Source organism: Bacillus cereus group sp. BfR-BA-01350 (assembly GCF_022663775.1).
Classification (GTDB): domain Bacteria; phylum Bacillota; class Bacilli; order Bacillales; family Bacillaceae_G; genus Bacillus_A; species Bacillus_A paranthracis.
Genome location: NZ_JAKUGD010000001.1, coordinates 74865 through 97123, shown reverse-complemented (window position 1 = coordinate 97123; position 22259 = coordinate 74865). Strand labels below are relative to the sequence as shown.

The window sequence follows — 22259 nt, the reverse complement described above, 5'->3', positions numbered from 1 at the left end:
AAAACCTCCTTTTTCTACCTCAAACTTAATTCGACATGAAAATCTAAATTCCTTTTATAATAGAAAAAAAGCTTGGCAAGCGCCAAGCTTTCTCCTTATAATTCTTTACCTTCTACTGGTAGTACGTTTTTCACTGCTTCTACCACTTTCTCATCTTCTGTATCAGATAAGAAGATTGATATAGCACCTTTATCTTCGCTCGTACGAATTAAACGGCCAATCCCTTGACGAAGACGTAAAATCATATATGGTACATCTACATCCCAGAATGGATCATTCACATGTTTACGCTTCGCTTCAAACACAGGATCGTTTGGAGGGAATGGTAATGACCAAATAATAACATGTGATAATGATGAACCAGGAATATCTAAACCTTCCCATAAATGAACGGCACAAAGTACAGTCTCTTCTTCGTTTTGGAAACGAGAAACAAGCTGACTAATTTCTTGGTCCCCTTCATATAGGAACGGAACTGACATTTGTTCTTTACCTACATACTCTTTAAACGCCGCAAGTTCTTGCGTTGTACGGAATAATACAAGTGTACGTCCATTTGTTTTTTGTATATTTTCAAGTGTATATTGACACTTTCTTTCCCATTCATTTTCTTTCGTATGAGATAGTAAGTTTACTGCCATTTGCTCCTCATAATCAAACGGTGAGGCAACTGAGAATGATAAGTAATCTTTTACCCCTAGGCTATTTGCTGTAAATGCGAATGAATCGTTGTTAGATAATGTAGCAGAAGAGAAAATATACGGGATTTTCTTCGAGAATACTTTCTCTTGTAATACTTCTTCAACTGCACGCGGCATAATTACTAACGTGAAGGCTCCATCACCTTCTTCACCCCATGTAATTACATTTTTCTCGTGCATAAACAGACGAAGTGAATGCTCTAATACATCTAAATGTTCATCAACGATATTTAAATCATACGTGTTTACTGTATGCATTTCACTTTCAAATACTAATGCATCACCGACTTCACCAATTTTCGCATAAAGTCGCTTCGCTTCAGCCGTTACTTTTTCTGTCACAGTAATTTCTAAACGATCAGAACCAGCAATTTCTTTTTTATTCTCTTGTAACACATCAAAGAATCGCTCTGTTTGCCAAATTGTTTCTTCTACTAAATGCGCAAATTCCTCGCGAATATCATTTTGTAATAATCTCGTTAAAAGTTGCTCCATCATCGTTTGCTTTAAACGATATGTTAAAGCTTTTTGAGCTGCATATTCTACAAGATGTCCTTCATCAAATACAACACAACTACTTTCTGGTAATAATGGAATTTGTCCTTCACGCTTACGAGCATCGTACGTCCAAATATGATCCATATAGAAATCTTGAGAACAAATAATTAAATCTGCTGCTTTACGATAATGTTCACGTGATAGAGTTTGCCCGCAACGATGTCGAGAATCACAAGTGAAGCAATCTTGGAAGTAATCCCAATTTACTTTTGACCATTCCTCGTCATTTAAAAGCGGAAATTCTTTTCGGTCACCATAGTGAGTAAAGTTTTGCATCGTACCATGGTCAAATACAAACTGCGGTAATTCGTAGTACACATCTTCAATTACTTCTGGAGCTCGTCCACTCATAACATCTTCAAGTTTACGTAAACATAAATAATTATCCATTGATTTCGCAAGTCTTACATCTACCGCTAAGCCTAATGCCTCAGATAATTTAGCAATGTCCCCTTCTTCTTTCACAAGCTGCTCAATTAACGTTTCATCTGCACAAGCGATAATCGCTGGCTTTCCAGTATAACGTGCATAACAAATTGCATATAGAAGATATACAATTGTTTTCCCGGTTCCTACACCAGCTTCTGCGAACATAACTTTCTTTTCTTGAAAAGCACGCTCTAATTGAAACGCCATAAAAATTTGTTCATCACGCTCTTCAAAGCCTTTTTCCGGAAGGATGTCGTAAAACACATCTCCAATCCACTCATTCAACTTATCATAAAAATTGTCTTGTTTCCCTACTTCAAATGGTAATCTCTTCTCAGTAAACATCCTTAGCCTCCAACCAAAAAGTTTTTCTATAAAAGATATAGCAACTGCTACTCATATGTGTGCAGCCACTTTCCCCTGTTGCAATACATAGAAATACACGAAAAAAAATTTTCCTTTCGAAAAAGGAAAATTTTCTTCTATATTAATGACTTTAAATACCGTTTATCAATCGCTGTTTCATGTGAAAGAGCTGACAAATATTCTTCTTGTGCTTTTTGTATTTCATCTACAATCACACCTTGGCTATCCAGTTCTTTTCCGATCTCATCATACGTACGGTGAATAGCCTTTTGAATCATTGATAATTGGAAACTATCCATATTAGTTCCTCCTTTACGCATTACATAATAGCCAGTATATGCGCGCTGGAGGAGTTTTATACTATGAATTACGAGGTGGACGTTTTCCGAAGTATTGGTAGTAATCTGTACGAATAAATCCGTTAAACAGTTTACGTTTCTTCGATGCATCTTTTCCGTAGCACTTTTCAAATGCTTCGTAACTTGTTAATACATATGCCGACCATGTGTCTAATGGACGGAATACTTGTCCCATTTCTTTATATAGTTGTTCAACAAGTGCTTTTTCACTTAAACGTTCTCCGTATGGAGGATTCGTTACAACATAGCCATAATCCTCTTTTGTTGTGAAATCTTTTACTTGCATTTGTTTAAATGTAATTAAATCGCCTAAACCGACTTCTTCTGCATTATCTTGAGCAACACGGATCATACGATGATCAATATCTGATCCAATGATTTGCAATGGTTGATCATAGTTCGCTAAATCTTCTGCTTCTTGACGAGCTTCACGCCAGTTTTGTTTACCAACCCAGCCCCACTCATCCGATGCAAAACCACGGTTAAAACCTGGTGCGATATTTTGTCCAATTAATGCTGCTTCAATCGGAATTGTACCTGATCCGCAGAAAGGATCCACGAAAGGACGATCTGGCTTCCAGTTTGTTAATTTAATTAAAGACGCAGCTAATGTTTCTTTTAAAGGAGCTTCCCCTTGATCCACACGATATCCACGTTTATGAAGTCCAACACCGCTCGCATCGATTGTTAATGTTGCAATATCCTTGAGCATTGCAATCTCAATACGGAATAACGGGCCATCTTCTTCAAACCAAGTTGTACGTTTATATGTTGTTTTTAATTTTTCAACGACAGCCTTTTTAACGATACGCTGGCAATCCGAAACACTGAATAACTCAGATTTTAAAGATTTACCGATAACAGGGAACTCACCGTTCTCTGGAATATAATCTCCCCAGTTTAATGCTTTCGTTTTCTCAAACAGCTCATCAAATGTTGTCGCTTTAAATTCGCCAACTTTAATTTTCACACGGTCCGCAGTACGTAACCATAAATTCGTGCGACAAATCGCCTTTTCATCTGCTTCAAATGTTACTTTGCTGTTTTCTACTTGGCATTCATAACCTAGATCACGAACTTCTCGGGCAACTAAAGCTTCAATACCCATTGCCGCTGTTGCGATTAAAGTAACTTTTCCCATTTGCATTCACCTCTTATGTATATTCAAACAATAATTAATAGCCATTTATCCTATTAATTATTACATTTTACGAAGAATTTTCTCATTAACCATTTTAACTCATAATTTATAACTTCATACAAATAAAAAGCCCTCCTCTAACAAAGGAGAGCTGAGTTATTTCATAGTTGGTTCATAACGTTCTGTAAGCCATGTTCTGTTCCTTTGTACTGCAAACGGCCCACGCCTCGTACTCCGGTGGCAATCATCTATCTACAGGTTATACAACCTGTCCTTTCCCATCGTTCATTTCCTTGGAAAAGATTCCCCTACCATTATTTGGGTTTCTCGCTCGTGGGGTTTACCTCGTTCCACTCCTATCATTTCTTCAAGGACTTCGTCACTGTGGCACTTTAAAGGTAGTCAAACCATATCCGAAAGGACTTAGGTTTTTTCCCTGCCGTTAAACCAGCCTTACAGCCAGAATACCCTAGCTTATGAATTGGCTAGGCACGAACACTACAGCCATCTCAGGCCGTGCGAGCATGGACTTTCCTCTACAACGTTGGCGTTGCAGCGATTACCCAAACGTTATGACATCCATTAGTATAGTGGAAACAAAAAGATTTTGCAATGTTTTTTTCTATGTAAAATGCTTTAACCTTTTTATCACCAGAAATTATTCGTATAACTTACTTCCAAATACAGCTTTTTCTAAATTCGATAGACGTTTTAAAATGTCCGTATTCGTGTTGTTATATACTGGTTGTGCAACTGGTGTTTGTACAACTGGTTGTTGTGGAACTTGCGTTGCTGCTAGCTTTTGTTCTTCTAGTTCACGCTTTAAACGAGCATTTTGTTGCTTTAATTGCTCAAATTCCTTGTGAAAAGCTTCGTAATCTTTAATGATCATATCAAGAAACTTGTCTACTTCTTCTTGTTGATAACCTCTCATACCTGTTTTAAATTCTTTTTCTAAAATATCTTTTGCCGTTAATTTAATTTTATCCGAAATCATTTTCTTCACCTCAAATTTTTGCCAAAACTTTCATTAACTAAATTTTTTCAGAAACAATGCTTTTTGTCAATCATATATACGAGTACTATATTACATATTACTCAGCATTATTCCACTGTTCCTCTTCTATTATATCTTGTAAATCGGAAAAAAGAATGAAATAACTGTGATAATTTTCTATTTCTCCTTTTTTCTTTGCCGCTTCTACAATATATTTAGGACTCCCTGGTTTTTCTTCATCATATACAGCTAAAAGTGCATCACTTTTTTCAATAAAAAATTGATTTTTTAATTTAAATTGCTCTGGGCTTTCGTACTTCCGTTTTGTGATACTATCAACATGGTCTGCTTGAGAGAGAATAAATTCGTAATATTCACGGTTATCTTCCTTCCAACCTTCTTCTTGTTCTAAAAATGGAGTAAATACCGCTAATTTTAAATCTGGATATTCTACTTGTATTTCAAAAACAACTTCAGCAGCCCATAATTCTACACCTAACTGGCCACTTATTATAACCCACTCTAAACCATCTTCTACAAAAGCAGTTAATTTACGACGCAGCGCCTTTTTTATACATTCTACTCCTGGATGATCATTTTTAAATATTCCAAGTTCAAATGGCTTATAGCCTGTTACTGCAATAACTTTCATATCAACACTCCAATTACAAAAAAAGAACTAGCATTTCGCTAGTTCTAACATATCATTTACTTTTTAAATATTCCACCAACGTTTGGTCCAATATTCGGACCTACTGGTGATACATTATTTGGTAAAAACGGTGATACATTTGGTCCTGGTCCAAACGGTGATACATTCGGTCCTGGTCCGAATGGAGATATTTGATGACCGTGGTGGTGATGATGATGACCATGGCCACATGGTCCACATCCGCCGAATCCTGGGTCGATTGGGTCCACAACATTTACATTTGAATTTGTTTGCGGGAAGAAGTTTTGGTTTTTAATTTGTTGATGATGTACATGTGTTGTATGTGTCGGGAAAATGTGTGGCACCACCGTTGTTGAAAAAGAGTGTGTTACGCATTGTTTCGTCGGATGAATGACAGGAGCAGTTGTACAAATAGGTCCTGTAGGCTTATGCCCTCCAAAGCAAGGATGACAATGATGCATAGTTTTTCTCTCCTCTCTCATAAAAAAAATCTGATTACACTTTACAGTATGAGAAAAGAGGGGAAGCCGCTTGTTATATATACCCATTTATTCTAAGGAAATTTGTCTAGTCCTTGATTTTCTATCCAATGCTTTTTATAGACAAACCTTCGACATTACTTACCAAAAAAGCCTCCCACTTGCTTTACAATACCTGTCACTTGATTCATCGCATTCATCATTTGTCCAGCTGTATTCATCATTTTATTTACATCATAGTTACCATCTGAATTTTTAAATTGGGAAACAAAACTAGAAAATTGACTTGGTTGCTGCTGTTGCTTTTGTTTATTTTGTGTCGGATACGGTTGTTTTGGTGGATAAAACATCGCTTGTTGATTGCCATAGGGAGATGGTGGTGGCATATAGTATTGTGAATTCATATAAGGTTGCGGTTGTTGGTTCATATAAGGTTGCTGCGGTTGATTCATAAACGATACTTCAAATGGCTGGTAATAATTTTGATTTCCATAATGAGGCTCGAAAGGATACATATTATAACGTAAATATGTATCCGTATTATATTGGTACATATTTTGCTGTGCATATGGATTAGATTGCTGATATACGTTAGATTGTTGAAACATGCATTCTCTCCTCCTTCACATAAGTTTCTACATATATAATATGTACTTGTAAAATAATTTGTGTGACGGAGTATCTGTCTATTTTTGTCGGAAGTTTAAATTTTTAAAAAATTATAAAAGAAAACCCTTCCATGCTATGATAAAAAAGAAGAAGATTCTCATGGGGGAGGAATCAACATGGTATTAGGGGATTTAAAACAAGCGTTTTCTCAAAAAAAGGGGTATTACACAGAGAATGTAAATGAATTGTTAGACTTTGCGAGACATTGGTATCTCGAAGGGAAAATATGTATTTCAGATTACCGAACAGTAATAAAAGAACTAGAAATAAACGGGGCAACAAAACCTACAACAGTGACAGAAGCATAAAAAACAAGAGGGTTTCCCCTCTTGTTACTTACATTGCTCAATTATATTTTGCAAAGTATACGAAATGGCTTGATGCGTTTCAAAGAATCGCTTACCTTTACCTTTATTTACAAAGCATTGCAACACATTTGTTTGTAAATTATCGTACACTTGATCAATTTGCTGTACATGTATATACTTCGGTTTTTCTTCCTTAATCCATTCATAAGCTAATTCTTTCCACACTTTTAATTCCTCATCTACCATATCTACAAACGGTTTCATATCCTTATAAAAATCGTATTCAATCATTTCTCTTTTTTTCACATTTGCTTCATTATTATGTTGCATAAGTTTTTCCGAAGACTGTATTAATGCTTCATACTTCATTTTATTCCCACCTTATTATGCACTCACTACGACGTTTTGAAATGCCTTCACCCAATTCCCTTTTTCTTCGTGATGCACTAATTTATTTTCCATATGCTCAATATGCATTTCTGTTATTTCTATCTTGTTGCATATTTTTTCACTCTTATCCTTTAATGCATGATTCATTCTAATCCCTATATTCATTTCCAGCAAATCGAGAGAACTTAACATTTGATCCATTGTTTTCATTACATCTTCCTTCTGAACCATCGCCATATACAAAACGCCTCCTTCTTTGCTTTTCCTTTGTCATGTAATTTCGCCGAATGATTCTTCACTCCTGCCCACATGACAAAACTAGTTGTTATTCGTCAAAGAAATCATTTTGTATGTCATTTATAGAAATGGTAACAATACAAAAAGGAGGTGCATGAAAATGGCAAAGAACAAAAACGAAAAAAAGAAAAAACAAAATAAACAAAATAAACCCGAAACTGGCAATCCAAAATTAGATGGTCCAAACTTCCCTGCTACATAAAGTGAAACTTCTTTAATCTCTTATATTCATTACGTTTTGAGATTAAATGTTTAACACGCATAGTAGGATTACTTCACATTAAGAAGTCCCGTCTTCATAAATGAAGACGGGACTTCTTTTTTATTATATCACGAACTCATCTATCCTTTTAACAAAACGATTTACGGTGGAAGCAATATAGATTTGCTCCCTCTTTCTTTTATACCATTCTGTTATATCAACTTCACCCCTATACTCTTCTCGTAAAAATAGCTCATTTATTTCCGTATCTCTACAAAACCAATCTCTCATACTTATTTCATCATGTGCAACAGCAGGATAAACTTCTCTAAGAGCTGGTGTACAAGATTTTCTAGCTTCACTTACATAACATTCATAATCTGCTCTTGATCCTGTGTGTATCGTTTGCGATGCAAATCTATGGAATAAACTTTTGTAATTCGGATGGAACAGTAACGCTGCTAATTTCTTTCCTAGTTCTATACGCTTCTGTAACGTTTCAAATTGATAAACTGAAAAACCATACACCTTCCCTTCAACGGTTGGGAATATAACGGCACTAATATGAAGCATTTCTTGTAATTTAAAAAGGGCTGTATGGAATACATGTTTTTTAAAGTATGCATTCTCAATAACTGGTTTTTGAATTTTATTTTGTTCATTTATAATAAGCGCTGTCATAAGTCTATTTATATCTTTTTTCTCCCAAAAATATATCCATTCTTTTTCCATAAAAATGGATACGTTAAAATATTGTAACAAATGGAATAGTGGGATCTGCCTCCTCTTACTTTCTTCGTATAACAACAGCTGAGGAAATGCATCTAAAAAAATAATCCAATTCGCTTCTTCATAAGTCAAAAACAAATGTTTTTTTACTGTTTGAGGTAAAACAGTAGCATAATACCTCCCTTGTAAATCAGTCATATTCCACCCCGCATTTCTCGAGACCATACTCGCTAAAAAAGACCACCTAATTTCACTATTTCTTACATAATATTCTTGATAACACTGCGTTCGAGAAATGTTGTCCATATTAGCTATTTCTATTTCCCTCTTCATGTTGTAAACCATTGTTTTTTCTTTCTCTGTACAGACCGTATTTTTACGATATTGTTTAATTTTTTCATAATCATTCCATGTAAACATGAATAAGTCATCATACCTTTCTTCAAAAAGGTCACATCTTTTTTCATTTTTTGTTATAATCACCTTTGTAAGTAATTCTTAGCAAGTTGGGAGTGGACACACTATGACCATTCGTTACCCAAATGGAAAACGGTACAATCAAGCTTCACAACCTCATAAAACACCAATTAAAAAACATACTTATAGTAACAGAGGTATGTCCCTTGAAGAGGAATTGAATGAAACGAATGAATATTACTTAACCCATAATATTGCATGCGTACATAAAAAACCTACACCTCTTCAAATTGTAAAAGTAGATTACCCCGCTCGAAGTGCTGCAGTGGTAAAAGAAGCGTATTTTAAACAACCTTCTACAACAGATTACAACGGTGTATATAAAGGGAAATACATCGATTTTGAAGCGAAAGAAACAAAAAATAAAACGAGTTTTCCACTTCAAAACTTCCACCTTCATCAAATTGAGCATATGAAGCAAGTAATCGCTCATAATGGAATTGCATTTGTTATTATTAAATTTACACTTTTTGATGAACTTTATTTATTAGATGCAAAACATATTATTGCATTTTGGCATCGTCAAAATACAGGTGGAAGAAAATCGATTACGAAAGAAGAAATAGAAGAGCATGGATCTTTATTATCATGCGGTTATCACCCTCGGATTGATTATATCCGTGTACTAGACACGGTTTATTTTTCGTGATAGAGTCATCACTAAGGCTCTTTTTTCGACTTTTGGGGAGAGAATGAAAGGTAGGAGAAAGTATAATGTCAGATAATTATCGTTCTCGTACAGAACGAAATCATGTAAAAAATCAAAAGCAAGAAACAAATACAGAGAAAAAACCAAAGAAAAAAGGCTCCTTTTTTAAAAAATTCCTTATAGGTTGTCTACTTCTTGGTATCGTTGGTCTTGTAGCTGGCGTTTCCGCTTTCTTTGTTATGGTGAAGGATGCTCCAAAATTAGACAAATCAAAACTCGTCAATCCTTTATCAACAAAGTTTCTTGATAAAGATGGGAACTTTTTCTATGAATACGGTGCTGAAAAACGAACCCACGTTACGTATGATCAAATTCCAAAAGTAGTTGAAAATGCATTCCTTGCAACTGAGGACTCACGTTTCTATGATCATAATGGTATTGATTTTAAACGAACTACAAAAGCAGTTATGGAAAATGTCACTGGAGGTTTCGGATCTCAAGGTGGTAGTACGATTACACAACAAGTAGTCAAAAACTATTTTCTAACGATGGACAAAACTGCAAAGAGAAAAGTACAAGAATGGTACCTATCTTACAAATTAGAGCAACAATACTCTAAACATGAGATTTTAGAAATGTACTTAAATAAGATTAATTTAGGTAACCGTTCATATGGTATTGCGACAGCAGCGCAAAAATATTATGGAAAAGATTTAAAAGACTTACAGTTACATGAAGCTGCTATGCTCGCTGGTTTACCCCAAGGTCCAAACATTTATGATCCAACCAAAAAGGAAAATGTTGAACGAGCAACAAATCGTCGTAATGTCGTATTGTCATTAATGAATCGACATGGTTATATAACAAAAGAAGAAATGAATAATGCAGTTAAGATTCCAGTAACAGAGGGTCTTCAACCGTCTTCAGAAATAACTGAGATGAAGTATCAAGCATTTTTAGATGCGGTTGTAAAAGAAGTTGAAAAAGAATATCCTGATGTAAATATTGGTTCAGATGGTTTAACGATTCATACAACACTTGATCAAGATGCTCAAGATTATGCTGATAAAATTATGGATGGCAATCTTATTAAGTATCCGAACGATCAATTCCAAGGATCATTCGTATTTATGGATACACAATCTGGAGAAGTTCGAGCAATTGGAGCTGGGCGTAAAGAAAGTAAGTCTACTTTCAAAGGTCATAATATGGCCACTGATTTAAAACGCCAAGTTGGTTCAACAATGAAACCAATTTTCGACTACGGTCCAGCAATTGAGAATTTACAATGGTCTACATACCATCAATTAAATGACTCAGAATATACGTATTCCGATGGTAAAAAAATACGAAATGCAACAAATAGTTACAAAGGTGACGTTTCACTACGTGAAGCTTTGAAAAAATCATTAAACATTCCCGCTTTAAAGACAGCTCAAGCGGTTGGTCTTCCTAAGTCACAAGCGTTTGCTGAAGGTTTAGGTATGACATTTAAAGACGGTAAAACATATGAATCAACAGCAATTGGTAGTAACGATAGTTCTCCATTACAATTAGCGGGGGCATATGCAGCCTTTGGTAACGGTGGGAACTACAATAAACCGCACTTCGTAAAAGAAGTTACCTTCCCAGATGGGAAAAAGAAAAGTTTTAAACCGAAAGAACAACGTGCGATGCAAGACTACACAGCTTACATGGTGACTGACGTTCTTCGTGACGTAGTAAAACCTGGTTCTGGTGGTACGGGTCCAACAGCATACGTTCCAGGTATAGATGTAGCAGGTAAAACAGGAACTCAAAACTTTGATGCAGACGTAATTAAAAAATATGGTATTCCAGCTGATGCAAACAGAGATAGCTGGTTCGCTGGATATTCACCGCAATATACAATGGCTGTTTGGACTGGTTACGAAAAAGATGGTCCAGAAAATTACATTGGCGATCGCTCTACTAGAATTGCGCAACAAATGTTCCAAGTAATGATGAGCAAATTCGCTACAAATAAATCACGCTTCGAACGTCCTTCTTCCGTACAAGAATTAAATGGTGAATTGTACGTAAAAGGTGCTAAGAAAGATGCGGTTAAACAAATTAAAGTAGATGCACCTAGTGGTCTTAATGTCACTTTCGATGGCGCTAGCACAGTTACACTAAACTGGTCTGGACCAGCAGAAGTTGATGCGTATGCCGCAAGCTATAAAGCGACTGACGGTTCAAGCGGTAGTTTATCAATAAAAGGTACGACAGCTACTCTTGGTGGTATTAAACCAGGTGTTACTTATAGCTTCTCTGTAGTAGCGAAAAAAGGTACTGGAACAAGCCCGGCCGTTGGTGCATCCTTCACTGCGCCTGGAGGAACTCCAGACGCGAAGAAAGCTGAAGATGAGGCTGCTAAGAAGAAGGCTGAAGAAGAAGCTAAGAAAAAAGCCGATGAGGAAGCTCAGAAAAAGGCTAATGAAGATAAACTAAAACAAGAAGAAGCTAAGAAAAAAGCTGAAGAAGAAACTAAGAAACAACAAGAGCAGCAGCTTAAACAGCAAGAAGAAGCTCAAAAGAAAGCTGAAGAGGAAGCTAGAAAAAAAGCTGAAGAAGAAGCTAAGAAACAACAAGAACAACAACGTAAACAGCAAGAAGAGGCTCAAAAGAAAGCTGAAGAGGAAGCTAGAAAAAAAGCTGAAGAAGAAGCTAAGAAACAACAAGAACAACAACAAAATACCGGCGAAGATACACCACACGCAGACGGAAATGTTGTTACAACAGAGTCTTAATACAAAAAAAGAAGTCCTTTCTCTTAACGAGAATAGGACTTCTTTTTTGTTATTATTTTCTTTACATATAGCTTTTCTATTTCAATGTACAACTGCGCTAACTGAATATAAGAATGATAATTATTCGGTTTCTTTATAATGAACGAATATCGCTCTATAAAATTAACTGGTTGTACTTCCAACTTACTCGTGTAATCTGCCATTTTGTTCAAACAATGAACAGGTTGCTCGTTTAGCCAATATACAATTGATAACAAATGCGCTGCAAAAAGAATCATTGGGCCTTCAGCTTCTTGCTTATTTCTGTTTCGAAATAGTGTCGCAATGTCTTCATGCTTACTTTTCCATACATTCAATAGTACTGGAATACTATTTTCAATTTCATTCCACGGCTCATATTGTCTTTCCATATCATATATAAAATAAGTATTTTGTATTGTTTCTTCAAAAGACTGTTCTGTATAATATACAATCGAATTTATACTTTCTTTAAAAAATGGTAAGCATCGAAATTCTTTCGGTATTTCTATCACTCGCTCCATCCTTTATTTCCCCTTCATTCGCTTTTTTCCTTCTCGGCATACTTCTAGTAAAGGGCACTCTTCACATTGTGGTCGCTGCGCTTTACAGTGATAACGTCCAAAGAAAATCATACGGTGATGTGTAACGCTCCATTCATCCATCGGAATTTTCTTCATTAATGTCTTTTCTACTTCTAACACCGAATCTTTCCATCTACAAATCGCTAACCGTTTACTCACTCTCTCTACATGCGTATCAACAGCAATTGCCGGAATACCAAACGCTACCGAAACAACTACGTTTGCTGTTTTCCGACCTACACCTGGTAACTTCGTAAGCTCATCTCGATCTTTCGGCACTTCCCCATTGTAATCATCTAATAACATTCTGCACAATTTTTGAATGTTTTTTGCTTTATTTCTATACAAACCAATAGAACGTATATCTTGTTGTAATTCTTCTAGCGAAACACTTAAATAATCTTCTGGTGTTTTATATTTTTGAAATAAATTTTTCGTCACTTTATTTACAAGTGCATCTGTACATTGTGCAGATAATGCTACCGCTATTACTAGTTCAAACGGATTATCATGAATTAATTCACAATGTGCTTCTGGGTACATATCCGCCATTGTGTCTAAACAATAGCGAATTTGCGTTTTATTTAACATATACTTCCTCCTACATTACTGCTCCAACCAATTATAAAAAGGCACTTTTCCAGTAAATTTCGTCTCTTGTTTTGTCGTTTGCTGCGTTCGTTGTTGATTTGCTCTAAATTTCCGTCCTTGGTTTTGGGCTTGATCTACTGTTTTAATACCATTCTTTTTCCATTCAAATAAAATACGATCAATATATCGGAAATTAAGCTTACCACTCATTACAGCTTCCCTGAGGGCCGCTTGAATTAAATTCGGATGATGTTGATCTTGATCTTCCCACATTCCCAACGTTTCACATTCAAATGGAGAAAGTGGTCTTCCAAATTCTTTTTCAAATACTGTATATAAATTTACTTGCAATTGCTTTATTTCTTTTTGTTCTTCCTCTATTGATTCATTCATTAAGAAATGCAATATTTTTTCCCATAGCGGTTGTAAAGAATAACTTTCACACATCATCGCTTCTGATTTTTGTCCACCTTCTAGTGATAAAAAACCTTTTTGAATCAATGCCTGAATTACTTCCATACATTTCATTTCGGTAATCGTCATCCGTTCTGAAATCTCTGACGGAGTCGGAAACGAATTGCCCGATTCTAAAAATGTATGTACATGAAGTACAACCATAAATTCCGTTTCATTTAACCCTAATTTTTTATAATGCATCATAAGTAATTTTGGAATTGCAATGCTTCCCTGCTCAAACCACTGTAACATCATTTTCTTTTTCATCACCAAACACCTCGCTCTCTAGTATAACACACCTTTCGCTATTTCTTTTTGCCACAATTCGTCAAAAAAACCTCCCTATTATGTAGGAAGGTTTTTGTATTACATTAATAAAATATACAATTAAGCTTGCACTTTACTTTTCATAAACGTGTGAATACGTTCTAATGCTTTCTCCACTTGTTCAAGAGATGTCGCATATGATAAACGAACGTTATTTGGAGCACCAAATCCTGTACCTGGTACAAGAGCTACTTTTTCCTCTTCTAATAGAGCTTTTGCCCAATCATCAACAGTTTCGTATCCTGATAAAGCTACTGCTTCTTTTACATTAGGGAATAAGTAAAATGCACCTTGTGGTTTAATGCAAGTAAAACCAGGGATTTGAATTAATTTATCATAAATAATGTTTAATCTCTCTTCAAATGCTTGACGCATTGTTTCCACAGGTTCTTGTGAGCCTGCATATGCCGCGATTGCGCCGTATTGAGCGATTGAAGTAGGGTTTGACGTACTATGACTCGCTAAGTTCGTCATCGCTTTAATAAGCTGCTTATTTCCTGCTGCATATCCAATACGCCATCCTGTCATAGAATGAGATTTAGATACACCATTAATAATAAGTGTTTGTTCTTTTAATGCATTAGAAAGCTGGGCAACCGAAGTATATTCTGCTCCACCATAAATTAATTTCTCATAAATTTCATCTGAAACGATTAAAATATTGTGTTCTAAACATACTTCTCCAAGCTGTTGTAATTCTTCTTTGCTGTAAATCATTCCTGTTGGATTGCTCGGTGAATTAATAATAACTGCTTTCGTTTTCTCTGTAATTGCCTCACGCAGCTGCTTCGCTGTAATTTTGTATTCATTATCTTCAAGGCCTTCTACATAAACTGGCTTACCACCAGCAAGCTTTACTTGTTCCGGATAACTTACCCAGTATGGCGTAGGGATGATAACTTCATCACCTTCATCAAGTAGCACTTGGAATAATGTATATAATGCATGCTTTGCGCCGTTACATACAATAATTTCAGACGGATCATACGTAATTCCTTGATCGCGAGTAAACTTCTTCACAATTTCTTGTTTTAACGCTTGTAACCCACCTGTTGGTGTATACTTCGTATGTCCTTCTAACATCGCTTTATGTGCAGCATCCATAATATGTTCTGGCGTATTAAAGTCAGGTTCTCCTGCCCCTAATCCAATTACATCATGACCTTCTGCTTTTAATGCTTGTGCCTTTGCTGTAATTTCTAAAGTTGCAGATGGTGTTAAAGCAGCTACTCGCTTTGCTAATTTCATTTGTAGTTCCCCCTACATCTATTTTTCAATGCTGTATCGTCGTAAAAACTGCCCATCTTTAAATGCAAGATAGTAATAACTATAACGATTTTCATCATCAATATATGTAACTTCCCATAATGGTATATTGTTTTCAAAGCCTAATTTTATTTTTAAAATTTCTTTAGGCTTACTTTTGTGCTCTTTACTGTCATCTCCGACTTGTTCAATCGTTCTTTGTAAAGCCTCTTTTTCAGAAATACCTTCACTCTTTTTCCTTACTATAGTTTCCCCTTTTTTCTCAGGCACCCAAACGATAAGTTGTTCTCCTTTTTCATCTGTACCTTGTACGACAGTATATGAAGATTCTCCGTTATAATAATCCACAGATTTTACTTTTACAAGCTTTGCTTTTTCTTTTGCAATTTCTACAGATTTTGCCTCTTTAGGGATTTTCTTTTCCATTGCTTTATTATAAACATACGCCCCATATATTCCGCTAGCAACGATTACGATAACGATTGCAAAGATCCACTTTTTCATTGTATCACTACGTTCTGTAAATCGTAAATACAGCTGTTTCTTTATCTTTTTCGTCTAATGCTAATCCGAACATGAGGTCCTGCTCTTTTAACGTACGATTCAAACTATCAACGATTTTATACAAGTCAGACGAATATTGAATACGCGTCGTTGATAGGACTTCGATTTTCTTATCCATGAAAAAACTCCTCCGTTACACAAAAATTTCTAATTATAGAAGAACGCAATGCGGTTACAATAAGAGTACATTCTTTACAACCCCTGCTTCATCACCCATCTATTATAGCAGGACATGTACAGCAAAAAAAGGTTTCAAGTCGAAAACCAATACATTTTGTATACAAGAAGTAAGAAAAATAAAATTCCTCCTACCCACATTTTTTACGCCTGAAGTTTCCATGCACTTCAGGCGTGTTTTTCCTTCCAATTTTATTCAATTGGCCGTTCCTTTAATTGTTCTAACAATTCTTCTAGAGGGCCTTCATAAAGCGGAACAGTTGGAATTGATTGTAAAAAACGTTTTCCATAGGAAGCGCTTGTCAAACGACGATCTAATACAAACACCGTTCCGGTATCTGTACTTGTTCTAATAAGACGACCAAATCCTTGTTTGAAACGCAGTATTGCTTGCGGGAGTGCTAACTTAGCGAATACGTCCTCTCCTTGATTTTTTAACCACTCTCCTTTTGCTTCCATCATCGGTTGATGAGGAGGCGTAAAGGGAAGGCGAACAATAACAAGACAACTAAGGGCATCTCCAGGTATATCTATCCCTTCCCAAAAACTACTTGTTCCTAATAAAATTGATTTATCGAACTCTTGAAACTTACGAATGAGACGACTTCTGCTCTTATTATTCACACTTTGCGTTAATAATAAATAGCCTTCTAATTCCTCATCATTTTTCAAATTCGTATACGCTTCTTTCAACATTTCATACGAAGTGAACAAAACAAGCATTCTACCTTCTGTAGCTTTCGCTATTTTTGCAATATGAGCCGACACAGATTCAATATATTCTTCATTACTCGCTTGCTTAATAAAGGGCACATCCGTTGAAACCATTAATTTCATCTGTTCTTCAAAATGGAATGGTGATGGGACCTGTAATGTATTTGGAGCAAAATCATGTAAGCCTAGCTCTTCTTTTATATAGTCAAATGAATCGTTTACTGTTAGCGTTGCTGATGTGAAAATAACACTCTTTTTCTCTGTTAAAAATTCATCAGCAAATCTTTCACCAATATGAACAGGTTGCCCATATAAAACAGTTGAATGAATGGTTCCCTTCGTTTCAGTTTCCATCCATGTCACATATGAATTTTTTTCTAAAATGAGTACTTGTAAAGATTGCGCCATCTTTCTCAACAACTCAATTAAATGCATAAATTCACCTGTAACAACATGCATTTCCCATTCTAATTTACTTTGCAATATATCAACTTGCTTCTCAAGTGTAGAGAGTAATTTTCTTACATCATATACAAAGCGATTTGTTAACTCGGTAATACTATCCCATAACTTACCTTTCTCTACTTCCGTGTTATATCGATAAATGAGTGGCATATTGCTAATCCCTTGTTCCTGCTTTGTTTGTTTAAAGATGAATGCACGTAACATTTGGAATAGCTCATCCGCATCAAATTTCAATTCCTTCAAACTATGACTTACCATGCGGAAAGTAGAACGGGAGGCTTGCTCTGATTTTTTCATCATCTTATATACTTTAGAAAGTACATCATCTGTTTCTAGCGTACCAAGACGAGATAAAACTAGCTGGAAATACATACAGGAGAACTGTTCACCTAGTGTTCTACTCGCTGCTTCCTCGATATGATGAGCCTCATCAAAAATAATATGTTCACATGAAGCAAACAGTGGTTCTTCACTTGAAAAATCTTGAAATAATAACGCATGATTTGTAATAACGATATCTGCAAATAATGCTCTATTCTTTGCTCGTTGATAAAAACAACGACTAAACCAGTTGCTTTGCATCCCACCCGGACTATGTACATCACTACAAATCCGGTTCCAAAGTAACTTTCCGCCCTCAGGAATATTTAATTCATCACGATCGCCCGTTTCCGTTTGCAATAACCACACTAAAATTTTTGCCTTCGTGAGCGCCATATCATAATTCTTCTCTTCTTCTTGCAAAGCATATTCAAATTTATGTAGACAAAGATAATGCTTTCTTCCTTTCAGAAGAGCTACTTCAAATGAAAATGGCATTATTTTCTGTAATAATGGAATTTCTTTTTCTAGTATTTGTTGCTGCAGTTGTACAGTTTGGGTACTTATGATGACAGGTTCTTCTTTTTTCTTTGCAAAATAAATACTTGGAAGCAAATATGCAAGAGTCTTTCCTGTTCCTGTTCCTGCTTCAATTAGTGAAAACCTAGAATCTCTTAGCGCTGTATATATTTCCTTCATCATACTCTGTTGGCTTTCTCTTTTTTCAAACTTTGGCATATTCGACTCAAGTTTATCAATTGTCTTATGCAAGAAAGCATCAAATTTAAATGCACATGTTTCACTTAAGTTTAAAGAATAATTCCGTTTTCGAAGTGCAATATTTCGATACACTTCATATCCCTCTGCTCCTTTTTTACCATGCATCATTTTCTTTAAAATATTTTCAGAAAGCACATCCGCTATATCACTTTGAAACACATCACTCAATTCATAAAGCGATTGCAAGGTGACAAGGGGTAACTTCTCAATTTCATTTAAAAATTGTAAAAACAATTCCGCTGTTGCAAGAGCATCACTATCCGCACGATGCGGTTGATCATGCTCTAATTCGTGTTGTTTAGCTAAATCACGTAATTTATAACTATCAGCCGTTGGCAAAAGAATTTGCGCCAACTCAACTGTATCAACTTTTGGACAATGTATTTCTGTATATCCAGCCTGCCTTAATTCTTCCGTTAAAAAATTCCAATCAAAGTGAACGTTATGTGCAACGAAAGCTGCACCTTGTAATAGCTCAACAACCATCGGGGCTACATCTTCAAATAACGGGGCTTGCTTAACCATACTCTCATCAATCCCTGTTAACTCTGTAATAAATGGCGGAATCTCTCTCTTCGGATTAATAAAAGATGAAAAAATCTCTAATATCTCTCCATCTTCCACTACAACAGCTGCAATTTGGGTAATTTTATCTTTCCCATCCTTCCAGGAGTTCCCTGTCGTCTCTAAATCCACAACGACATAACGCTTACTCATATATGTAACACCTCAATTTCTTACCTATCAAACAGAAAATTATATAATGTTACTATACCACGTTTTATCTCATCTTAATGAAAAGATGCACAAAAAAGGCTATCTCCATAATAGAGATAGCCTTCTTACTTATAATATCGTACCCGCTTTTTCAGCACCTAACATTTCAATAATTTGATTATCATCGTCTAATACTGCAATTTTCGGCTCTTGTTTATGAATATTTTCTTCTGCCACTAGACCGTAGCAAATAATAATAACTTTATCTCCTGGCTGTACAAGCCTTGCAGCTGCACCATTCAAACAAACAACACCGCTACCACGTTCTCCTTTAATAACATATGTCTCTAAGCGAGCACCATTATTATTATTTACAATTTGGACTTTTTCGTTTTCTACAATATTTACTGCATCCATTAAATCTTCATCAATTGTAATACTACCTACATAATTTAAATTTGCTTCTGTTACTGTTGCGCGATGTAACTTCGCTCTCATCATTGTGCGAAACATAGTTGCTCCCCCTTATTTAACCGTTACTGTTATATTATCAATTAATCGTACATTCTCAAATTTAACTGCAATTGCTAAAATGATTCGTCCTTCAATTTTATCCACTACTTGTAGTGAAGGATACGCATATAAATCAGCATAATCTACAGTGCCTTTCGTATACGTCTCAATATACTCTTTCACAAGAGTTGTAATGATTTCTGCATTACGTTCTCCTGTCTCAATTCTTTCTTTCGCTATACATAGACTGCGGTATAAATGAGGAGCCTCTTCACGCTCTTCTTGTGATAAATACACGTTACGAGAACTTTTGGCTAATCCATCTTCTTCCCTTACAATATCCACCGGTACGATTGTAACCGGAATATTAAAATCAGCGACAAATCCTTCAATGACAGCAACTTGCTGTGCATCTTTCATACCGAAATAAGCACGTGTTGGCAATGTAATATTAAATAGTTTCATTAGTACAATCGCAACACCAGCGAAATGACCAGGTCTTTGTTTTCCGCATAACACATCGGTACGCTTCACAACTTCTACTGTTGTCGTTTGTTCTGCTGGATACATTTCTTCTACGCTCGGATAAAATAAATAATCTACACCGTTTTCTTTTGCTACATTTTCATCTCTATCAATATCACGAGGGTATCGATCTAAATCTTCATTTGGTCCAAACTGTAGCGGATTAACAAACACGCTTAAAACTACAATTTCATTTTCTTCTCTTGCCTTACGCAATAAAGTCGCATGACCTTCATGTAAATAACCCATCGTTGGGACAAAACCAATACTTTTTCCACTTGTACGTAGTTCGTTTGTAATTTGCTGCATCTCTTGCACTGTATTTATGATTTTCATTATTGTTTTCCTCCGTATAACGCTAAACATTCTTCCTCTTTCATTGTGAATGAATGTTTTTCTTCCGGAAATTGACCTGTCTTTACTTCAGTTACGTATTGTGAAATCCCTCGCACAATCTCCTCTTGAACAGACGTATATTGCTTCACAAATTTCGGAACACGATTTACGCCATATGAGATAAGATCATGATAAACGAGTACTTGCCCATCCACTTTTTGTCCTGCTCCAATTCCAATCGTTGGAATTGTTAGTTGCTTCGAAATAAATTCTGCTAGCTGCATTGGCACACATTCTAATACAAGTGCTATCGCACCAGCTTCCTCACATCTCTTCGCATCTTCTATTAATTTTTTTGCACTTTCAGCATCTTTTCCTTGTACTTTATAGCCACCTAACACTCCTACAGATTGAGGAGTTAATCCTAAGTGTGCCACGACAGGAATTCCCGCACTCGTCAAGTAATGAATAGTTGATATCACTTCTCCTGCACCTTCTACCTTCAGTGCATGAGCACCACTCTCTTGAACGATGCGGCGTGCATTCACCATCGTATCTTGAGGCGACACATGATACGACATAAATGGCATATCAGTTACAATAAACGTCTCTTTCGCTCCTCGGCGTACAGCTTTCGTATGATGAATCATATCCTCTACTGTTACAGGTACTGTTGAATCATAGCCGAGCACAACCATCCCAAGGGAATCTCCAACTAAAATCATATCAACTTCCGCTTCTTCTGCTAACTTAGCAGATGGATAATCATACGCCGTTAGCATTGTAATCGGCTCACCTTGCTCTTTCATTTTCAAAAAATCTGTTTTTGTTTTCAAAAACTACTCCTCCTTTATACAGGAGAGAGGAGATGGCCGAAATCATATAAAAAACCCCTCTGGCCATAAAAGGGCAGAAGGGTTGTGTGTTAGTCGGCATTATTCATCCCTCTGTCCCAGTCCGTTATTGGATCAAGGCAGAATCCAAGTTATTATTTTTTGTATTGCATCGAATCATGGTGCAGTTCGCTCTGATACTGCCCATATTCGAACTAATTATAGCAAACTCTAAAAAGGAATTACTACATTTTTTTGAAAAAATAATTTTTATTCTTATTACGGTATGTGAAATTTATAAGTAAACGATTCAATCATAGAAAGATAAACTTTTTAAATACATGGTATAACTCATAAAATAATGATGCAGGTTAATTGAGGAGATATACTTACAAAAGGAGAATTGCGAATGTCTATAAACAAATGGTTATTTCGATTCATCGGTTTTCTTGTGATGCTTGTGGTAATAACAACTTTAAATTCCCTCAATGTATTTGCCTCAGTTAACGACTTGGCACAACCTATTGCGTCAGCGAAAGTGATTGAAGTTGAGCTAAACGATGATTACTTTAATCCAAACGTCATCACGATTCCAATTAACGAATCAACAACTTTACTGTTGAAAAATAAAGGTAAGAGTGAGCATACCTTTACAATCAAAAAACTCGGTATTGACGTCGTCGTCGAGTCAGGAAAAGAAAAAAACATTACCGTGAAACCTAACAGTGCCGGTACATATGAATTAATATGTCGATACCATCTCCTCAAAGGAATGGAAGGTAAAGTAATCGTCAAATAAGAAGCAAACTCAACTGGACGATCTTTTAAAATAAAACTTAAATATTAAAAGATTTTATTAATATTGAAATAAAAAAGAAGT

General features: G+C 35.8%; 25 protein-coding genes and 1 other RNA gene. 5 read left to right on the top strand and 21 right to left on the bottom strand.

Features of this window, described 5'->3' with window-relative positions; genetic code table 11:
• Positions 1–95: 95 nt before the first annotated feature.
• The 8 genes from MR147_RS00540 to MR147_RS00505 form a co-directional block, all read right to left on the bottom strand.
• Positions 96–2033 carry an ATP-dependent DNA helicase gene (locus MR147_RS00540; protein ID WP_074610168.1) on the bottom strand — a complete coding sequence of 646 codons (1938 nt, stop codon included), beginning with the start codon at positions 2031–2033 and terminating at the stop codon, positions 96–98.
• Positions 2034–2170: 137 nt separating this feature from the next.
• Entirely contained in the window at positions 2171–2353 is a 183-nt protein-coding gene (locus MR147_RS00535) for a DUF3921 domain-containing protein (RefSeq protein WP_071730592.1), read from the bottom strand.
• Positions 2354–2414: 61 nt separating this feature from the next.
• Complete coding sequence (locus MR147_RS00530) at positions 2415–3554, bottom strand: THUMP domain-containing class I SAM-dependent RNA methyltransferase (protein ID WP_000521234.1); 1140 nt, start codon at positions 3552–3554, stop codon at positions 2415–2417.
• A gap of 180 nt (positions 3555–3734) precedes the next feature.
• Positions 3735–4125, bottom strand: an RNA gene (gene rnpB, locus MR147_RS00525) — RNase P RNA component class B.
• A gap of 87 nt (positions 4126–4212) precedes the next feature.
• Complete coding sequence (gene gpsB, locus MR147_RS00520; RefSeq protein WP_000622430.1) at positions 4213–4551, bottom strand: cell division regulator GpsB; 339 nt, start codon at positions 4549–4551, stop codon at positions 4213–4215.
• A gap of 97 nt (positions 4552–4648) precedes the next feature.
• Positions 4649–5203 (bottom strand): SLOG family protein, encoded by a 555-nt coding sequence (locus MR147_RS00515; RefSeq protein ID WP_000862921.1) that lies wholly within the window; start codon positions 5201–5203, stop codon positions 4649–4651.
• Positions 5204–5259: 56 nt separating this feature from the next.
• Positions 5260–5685, bottom strand: a complete 426-nt coding sequence (locus tag MR147_RS00510; RefSeq protein WP_000546265.1) for a CotD family spore coat protein — start codon at positions 5683–5685, stop codon at positions 5260–5262.
• A 155-nt stretch (positions 5686–5840) separates the two neighbouring features.
• The gene (locus tag MR147_RS00505) at positions 5841–6311 is read right to left on the bottom strand and encodes a YppG family protein (protein ID WP_074610165.1); all 471 of its coding nucleotides are present in this window, start codon (positions 6309–6311) and stop codon (positions 5841–5843) included.
• 177 nt (positions 6312–6488) lie between these two features.
• On the opposite strand from MR147_RS00505, the gene MR147_RS00500 reads away from it, so the two are divergent.
• The gene (locus tag MR147_RS00500) at positions 6489–6680 is read left to right on the top strand and encodes a YppF family protein (RefSeq protein ID WP_000242664.1); all 192 of its coding nucleotides are present in this window, start codon (positions 6489–6491) and stop codon (positions 6678–6680) included.
• Between the two features lie 24 nt (positions 6681–6704).
• Here MR147_RS00500 and MR147_RS00495 read toward each other — a convergent pair whose 3' ends face one another.
• Together MR147_RS00495 and MR147_RS00490 are read right to left on the bottom strand one after the other, a co-directional pair.
• Complete coding sequence (locus tag MR147_RS00495; protein ID WP_000872959.1) at positions 6705–7049, bottom strand: YppE family protein; 345 nt, start codon at positions 7047–7049, stop codon at positions 6705–6707.
• Between the two features lie 15 nt (positions 7050–7064).
• Positions 7065–7307: a hypothetical protein gene (locus MR147_RS00490; protein ID WP_001252039.1), complete on the bottom strand. Its 243-nt coding sequence runs from the start codon at positions 7305–7307 to the stop codon at positions 7065–7067.
• Positions 7308–7392: 85 nt separating this feature from the next.
• On the opposite strand from MR147_RS00490, the gene MR147_RS00485 reads away from it, so the two are divergent.
• On the top strand, positions 7393–7569 hold the full coding sequence (locus MR147_RS00485) for a hypothetical protein (RefSeq protein WP_001982922.1): 177 nt from the start codon (positions 7393–7395) through the stop codon (positions 7567–7569).
• Between the two features lie 123 nt (positions 7570–7692).
• Here the strand turns inward: MR147_RS00485 and MR147_RS00480 are convergent, their stop codons facing one another.
• On the bottom strand, positions 7693–8718 hold the full coding sequence (locus tag MR147_RS00480) for a DUF2515 domain-containing protein (RefSeq protein ID WP_074610224.1): 1026 nt from the start codon (positions 8716–8718) through the stop codon (positions 7693–7695).
• Between the two features lie 103 nt (positions 8719–8821).
• Between MR147_RS00480 and recU the strand changes: the two genes are divergently transcribed.
• Positions 8822–9424, top strand: a complete 603-nt coding sequence (recU, locus tag MR147_RS00475; RefSeq protein WP_074610163.1) for a Holliday junction resolvase RecU — start codon at positions 8822–8824, stop codon at positions 9422–9424.
• Between the two features lie 65 nt (positions 9425–9489).
• Positions 9490–12192, top strand: a complete 2703-nt coding sequence (locus MR147_RS00470; protein WP_074610161.1) for a PBP1A family penicillin-binding protein — start codon at positions 9490–9492, stop codon at positions 12190–12192.
• Between the two features lie 23 nt (positions 12193–12215).
• On the opposite strand, the gene MR147_RS00465 is transcribed toward MR147_RS00470, so the two are convergent.
• From MR147_RS00465 to panB, 10 genes are all read right to left on the bottom strand, one after another.
• Positions 12216–12734 (bottom strand): YpoC family protein, encoded by a 519-nt coding sequence (locus MR147_RS00465; RefSeq protein WP_074610158.1) that lies wholly within the window; start codon positions 12732–12734, stop codon positions 12216–12218.
• A 3-nt stretch (positions 12735–12737) separates the two neighbouring features.
• A complete protein-coding gene (gene nth / locus MR147_RS00460; protein ID WP_000933025.1) occupies positions 12738–13385 on the bottom strand; it encodes an endonuclease III in 648 nt (215 codons plus the stop codon).
• A gap of 15 nt (positions 13386–13400) precedes the next feature.
• A complete protein-coding gene (dnaD, locus tag MR147_RS00455) occupies positions 13401–14108 on the bottom strand; it encodes a DNA replication protein DnaD (protein ID WP_000728540.1) in 708 nt (235 codons plus the stop codon).
• A gap of 120 nt (positions 14109–14228) precedes the next feature.
• Positions 14229–15416: an aspartate transaminase AspB gene (gene aspB / locus MR147_RS00450; RefSeq protein ID WP_049113584.1), complete on the bottom strand. Its 1188-nt coding sequence runs from the start codon at positions 15414–15416 to the stop codon at positions 14229–14231.
• An 18-nt stretch (positions 15417–15434) separates the two neighbouring features.
• A complete protein-coding gene (locus tag MR147_RS00445) occupies positions 15435–15938 on the bottom strand; it encodes a cell wall elongation regulator TseB-like domain-containing protein (protein WP_000758749.1) in 504 nt (167 codons plus the stop codon).
• A gap of 7 nt (positions 15939–15945) precedes the next feature.
• Positions 15946–16116 carry a YpmA family protein gene (locus MR147_RS00440; protein WP_074610157.1) on the bottom strand — a complete coding sequence of 57 codons (171 nt, stop codon included), beginning with the start codon at positions 16114–16116 and terminating at the stop codon, positions 15946–15948.
• 251 nt (positions 16117–16367) lie between these two features.
• The gene (gene dinG / locus MR147_RS00435) at positions 16368–19172 is read right to left on the bottom strand and encodes an ATP-dependent DNA helicase DinG (protein WP_000044928.1); all 2805 of its coding nucleotides are present in this window, start codon (positions 19170–19172) and stop codon (positions 16368–16370) included.
• 129 nt (positions 19173–19301) lie between these two features.
• On the bottom strand, positions 19302–19685 hold the full coding sequence (gene panD, locus MR147_RS00430; RefSeq protein ID WP_000490176.1) for an aspartate 1-decarboxylase: 384 nt from the start codon (positions 19683–19685) through the stop codon (positions 19302–19304).
• Positions 19686–19697: 12 nt separating this feature from the next.
• A complete protein-coding gene (gene panC / locus MR147_RS00425) occupies positions 19698–20546 on the bottom strand; it encodes a pantoate--beta-alanine ligase (RefSeq protein WP_074610156.1) in 849 nt (282 codons plus the stop codon).
• On the bottom strand, positions 20546–21382 hold the full coding sequence (panB, locus tag MR147_RS00420; RefSeq protein WP_000853114.1) for a 3-methyl-2-oxobutanoate hydroxymethyltransferase: 837 nt from the start codon (positions 21380–21382) through the stop codon (positions 20546–20548). Before panB ends, panC begins: the two co-directional genes overlap by 1 nt.
• Before the next feature lie 406 nt (positions 21383–21788).
• Here panB and MR147_RS00415 point away from each other — a divergent pair, with 406 nt between their 5' ends.
• Positions 21789–22178, top strand: a complete 390-nt coding sequence (locus tag MR147_RS00415; RefSeq protein ID WP_000026410.1) for a cupredoxin domain-containing protein — start codon at positions 21789–21791, stop codon at positions 22176–22178.
• The last annotated feature ends 81 nt before the right edge of the window (positions 22179–22259 follow it).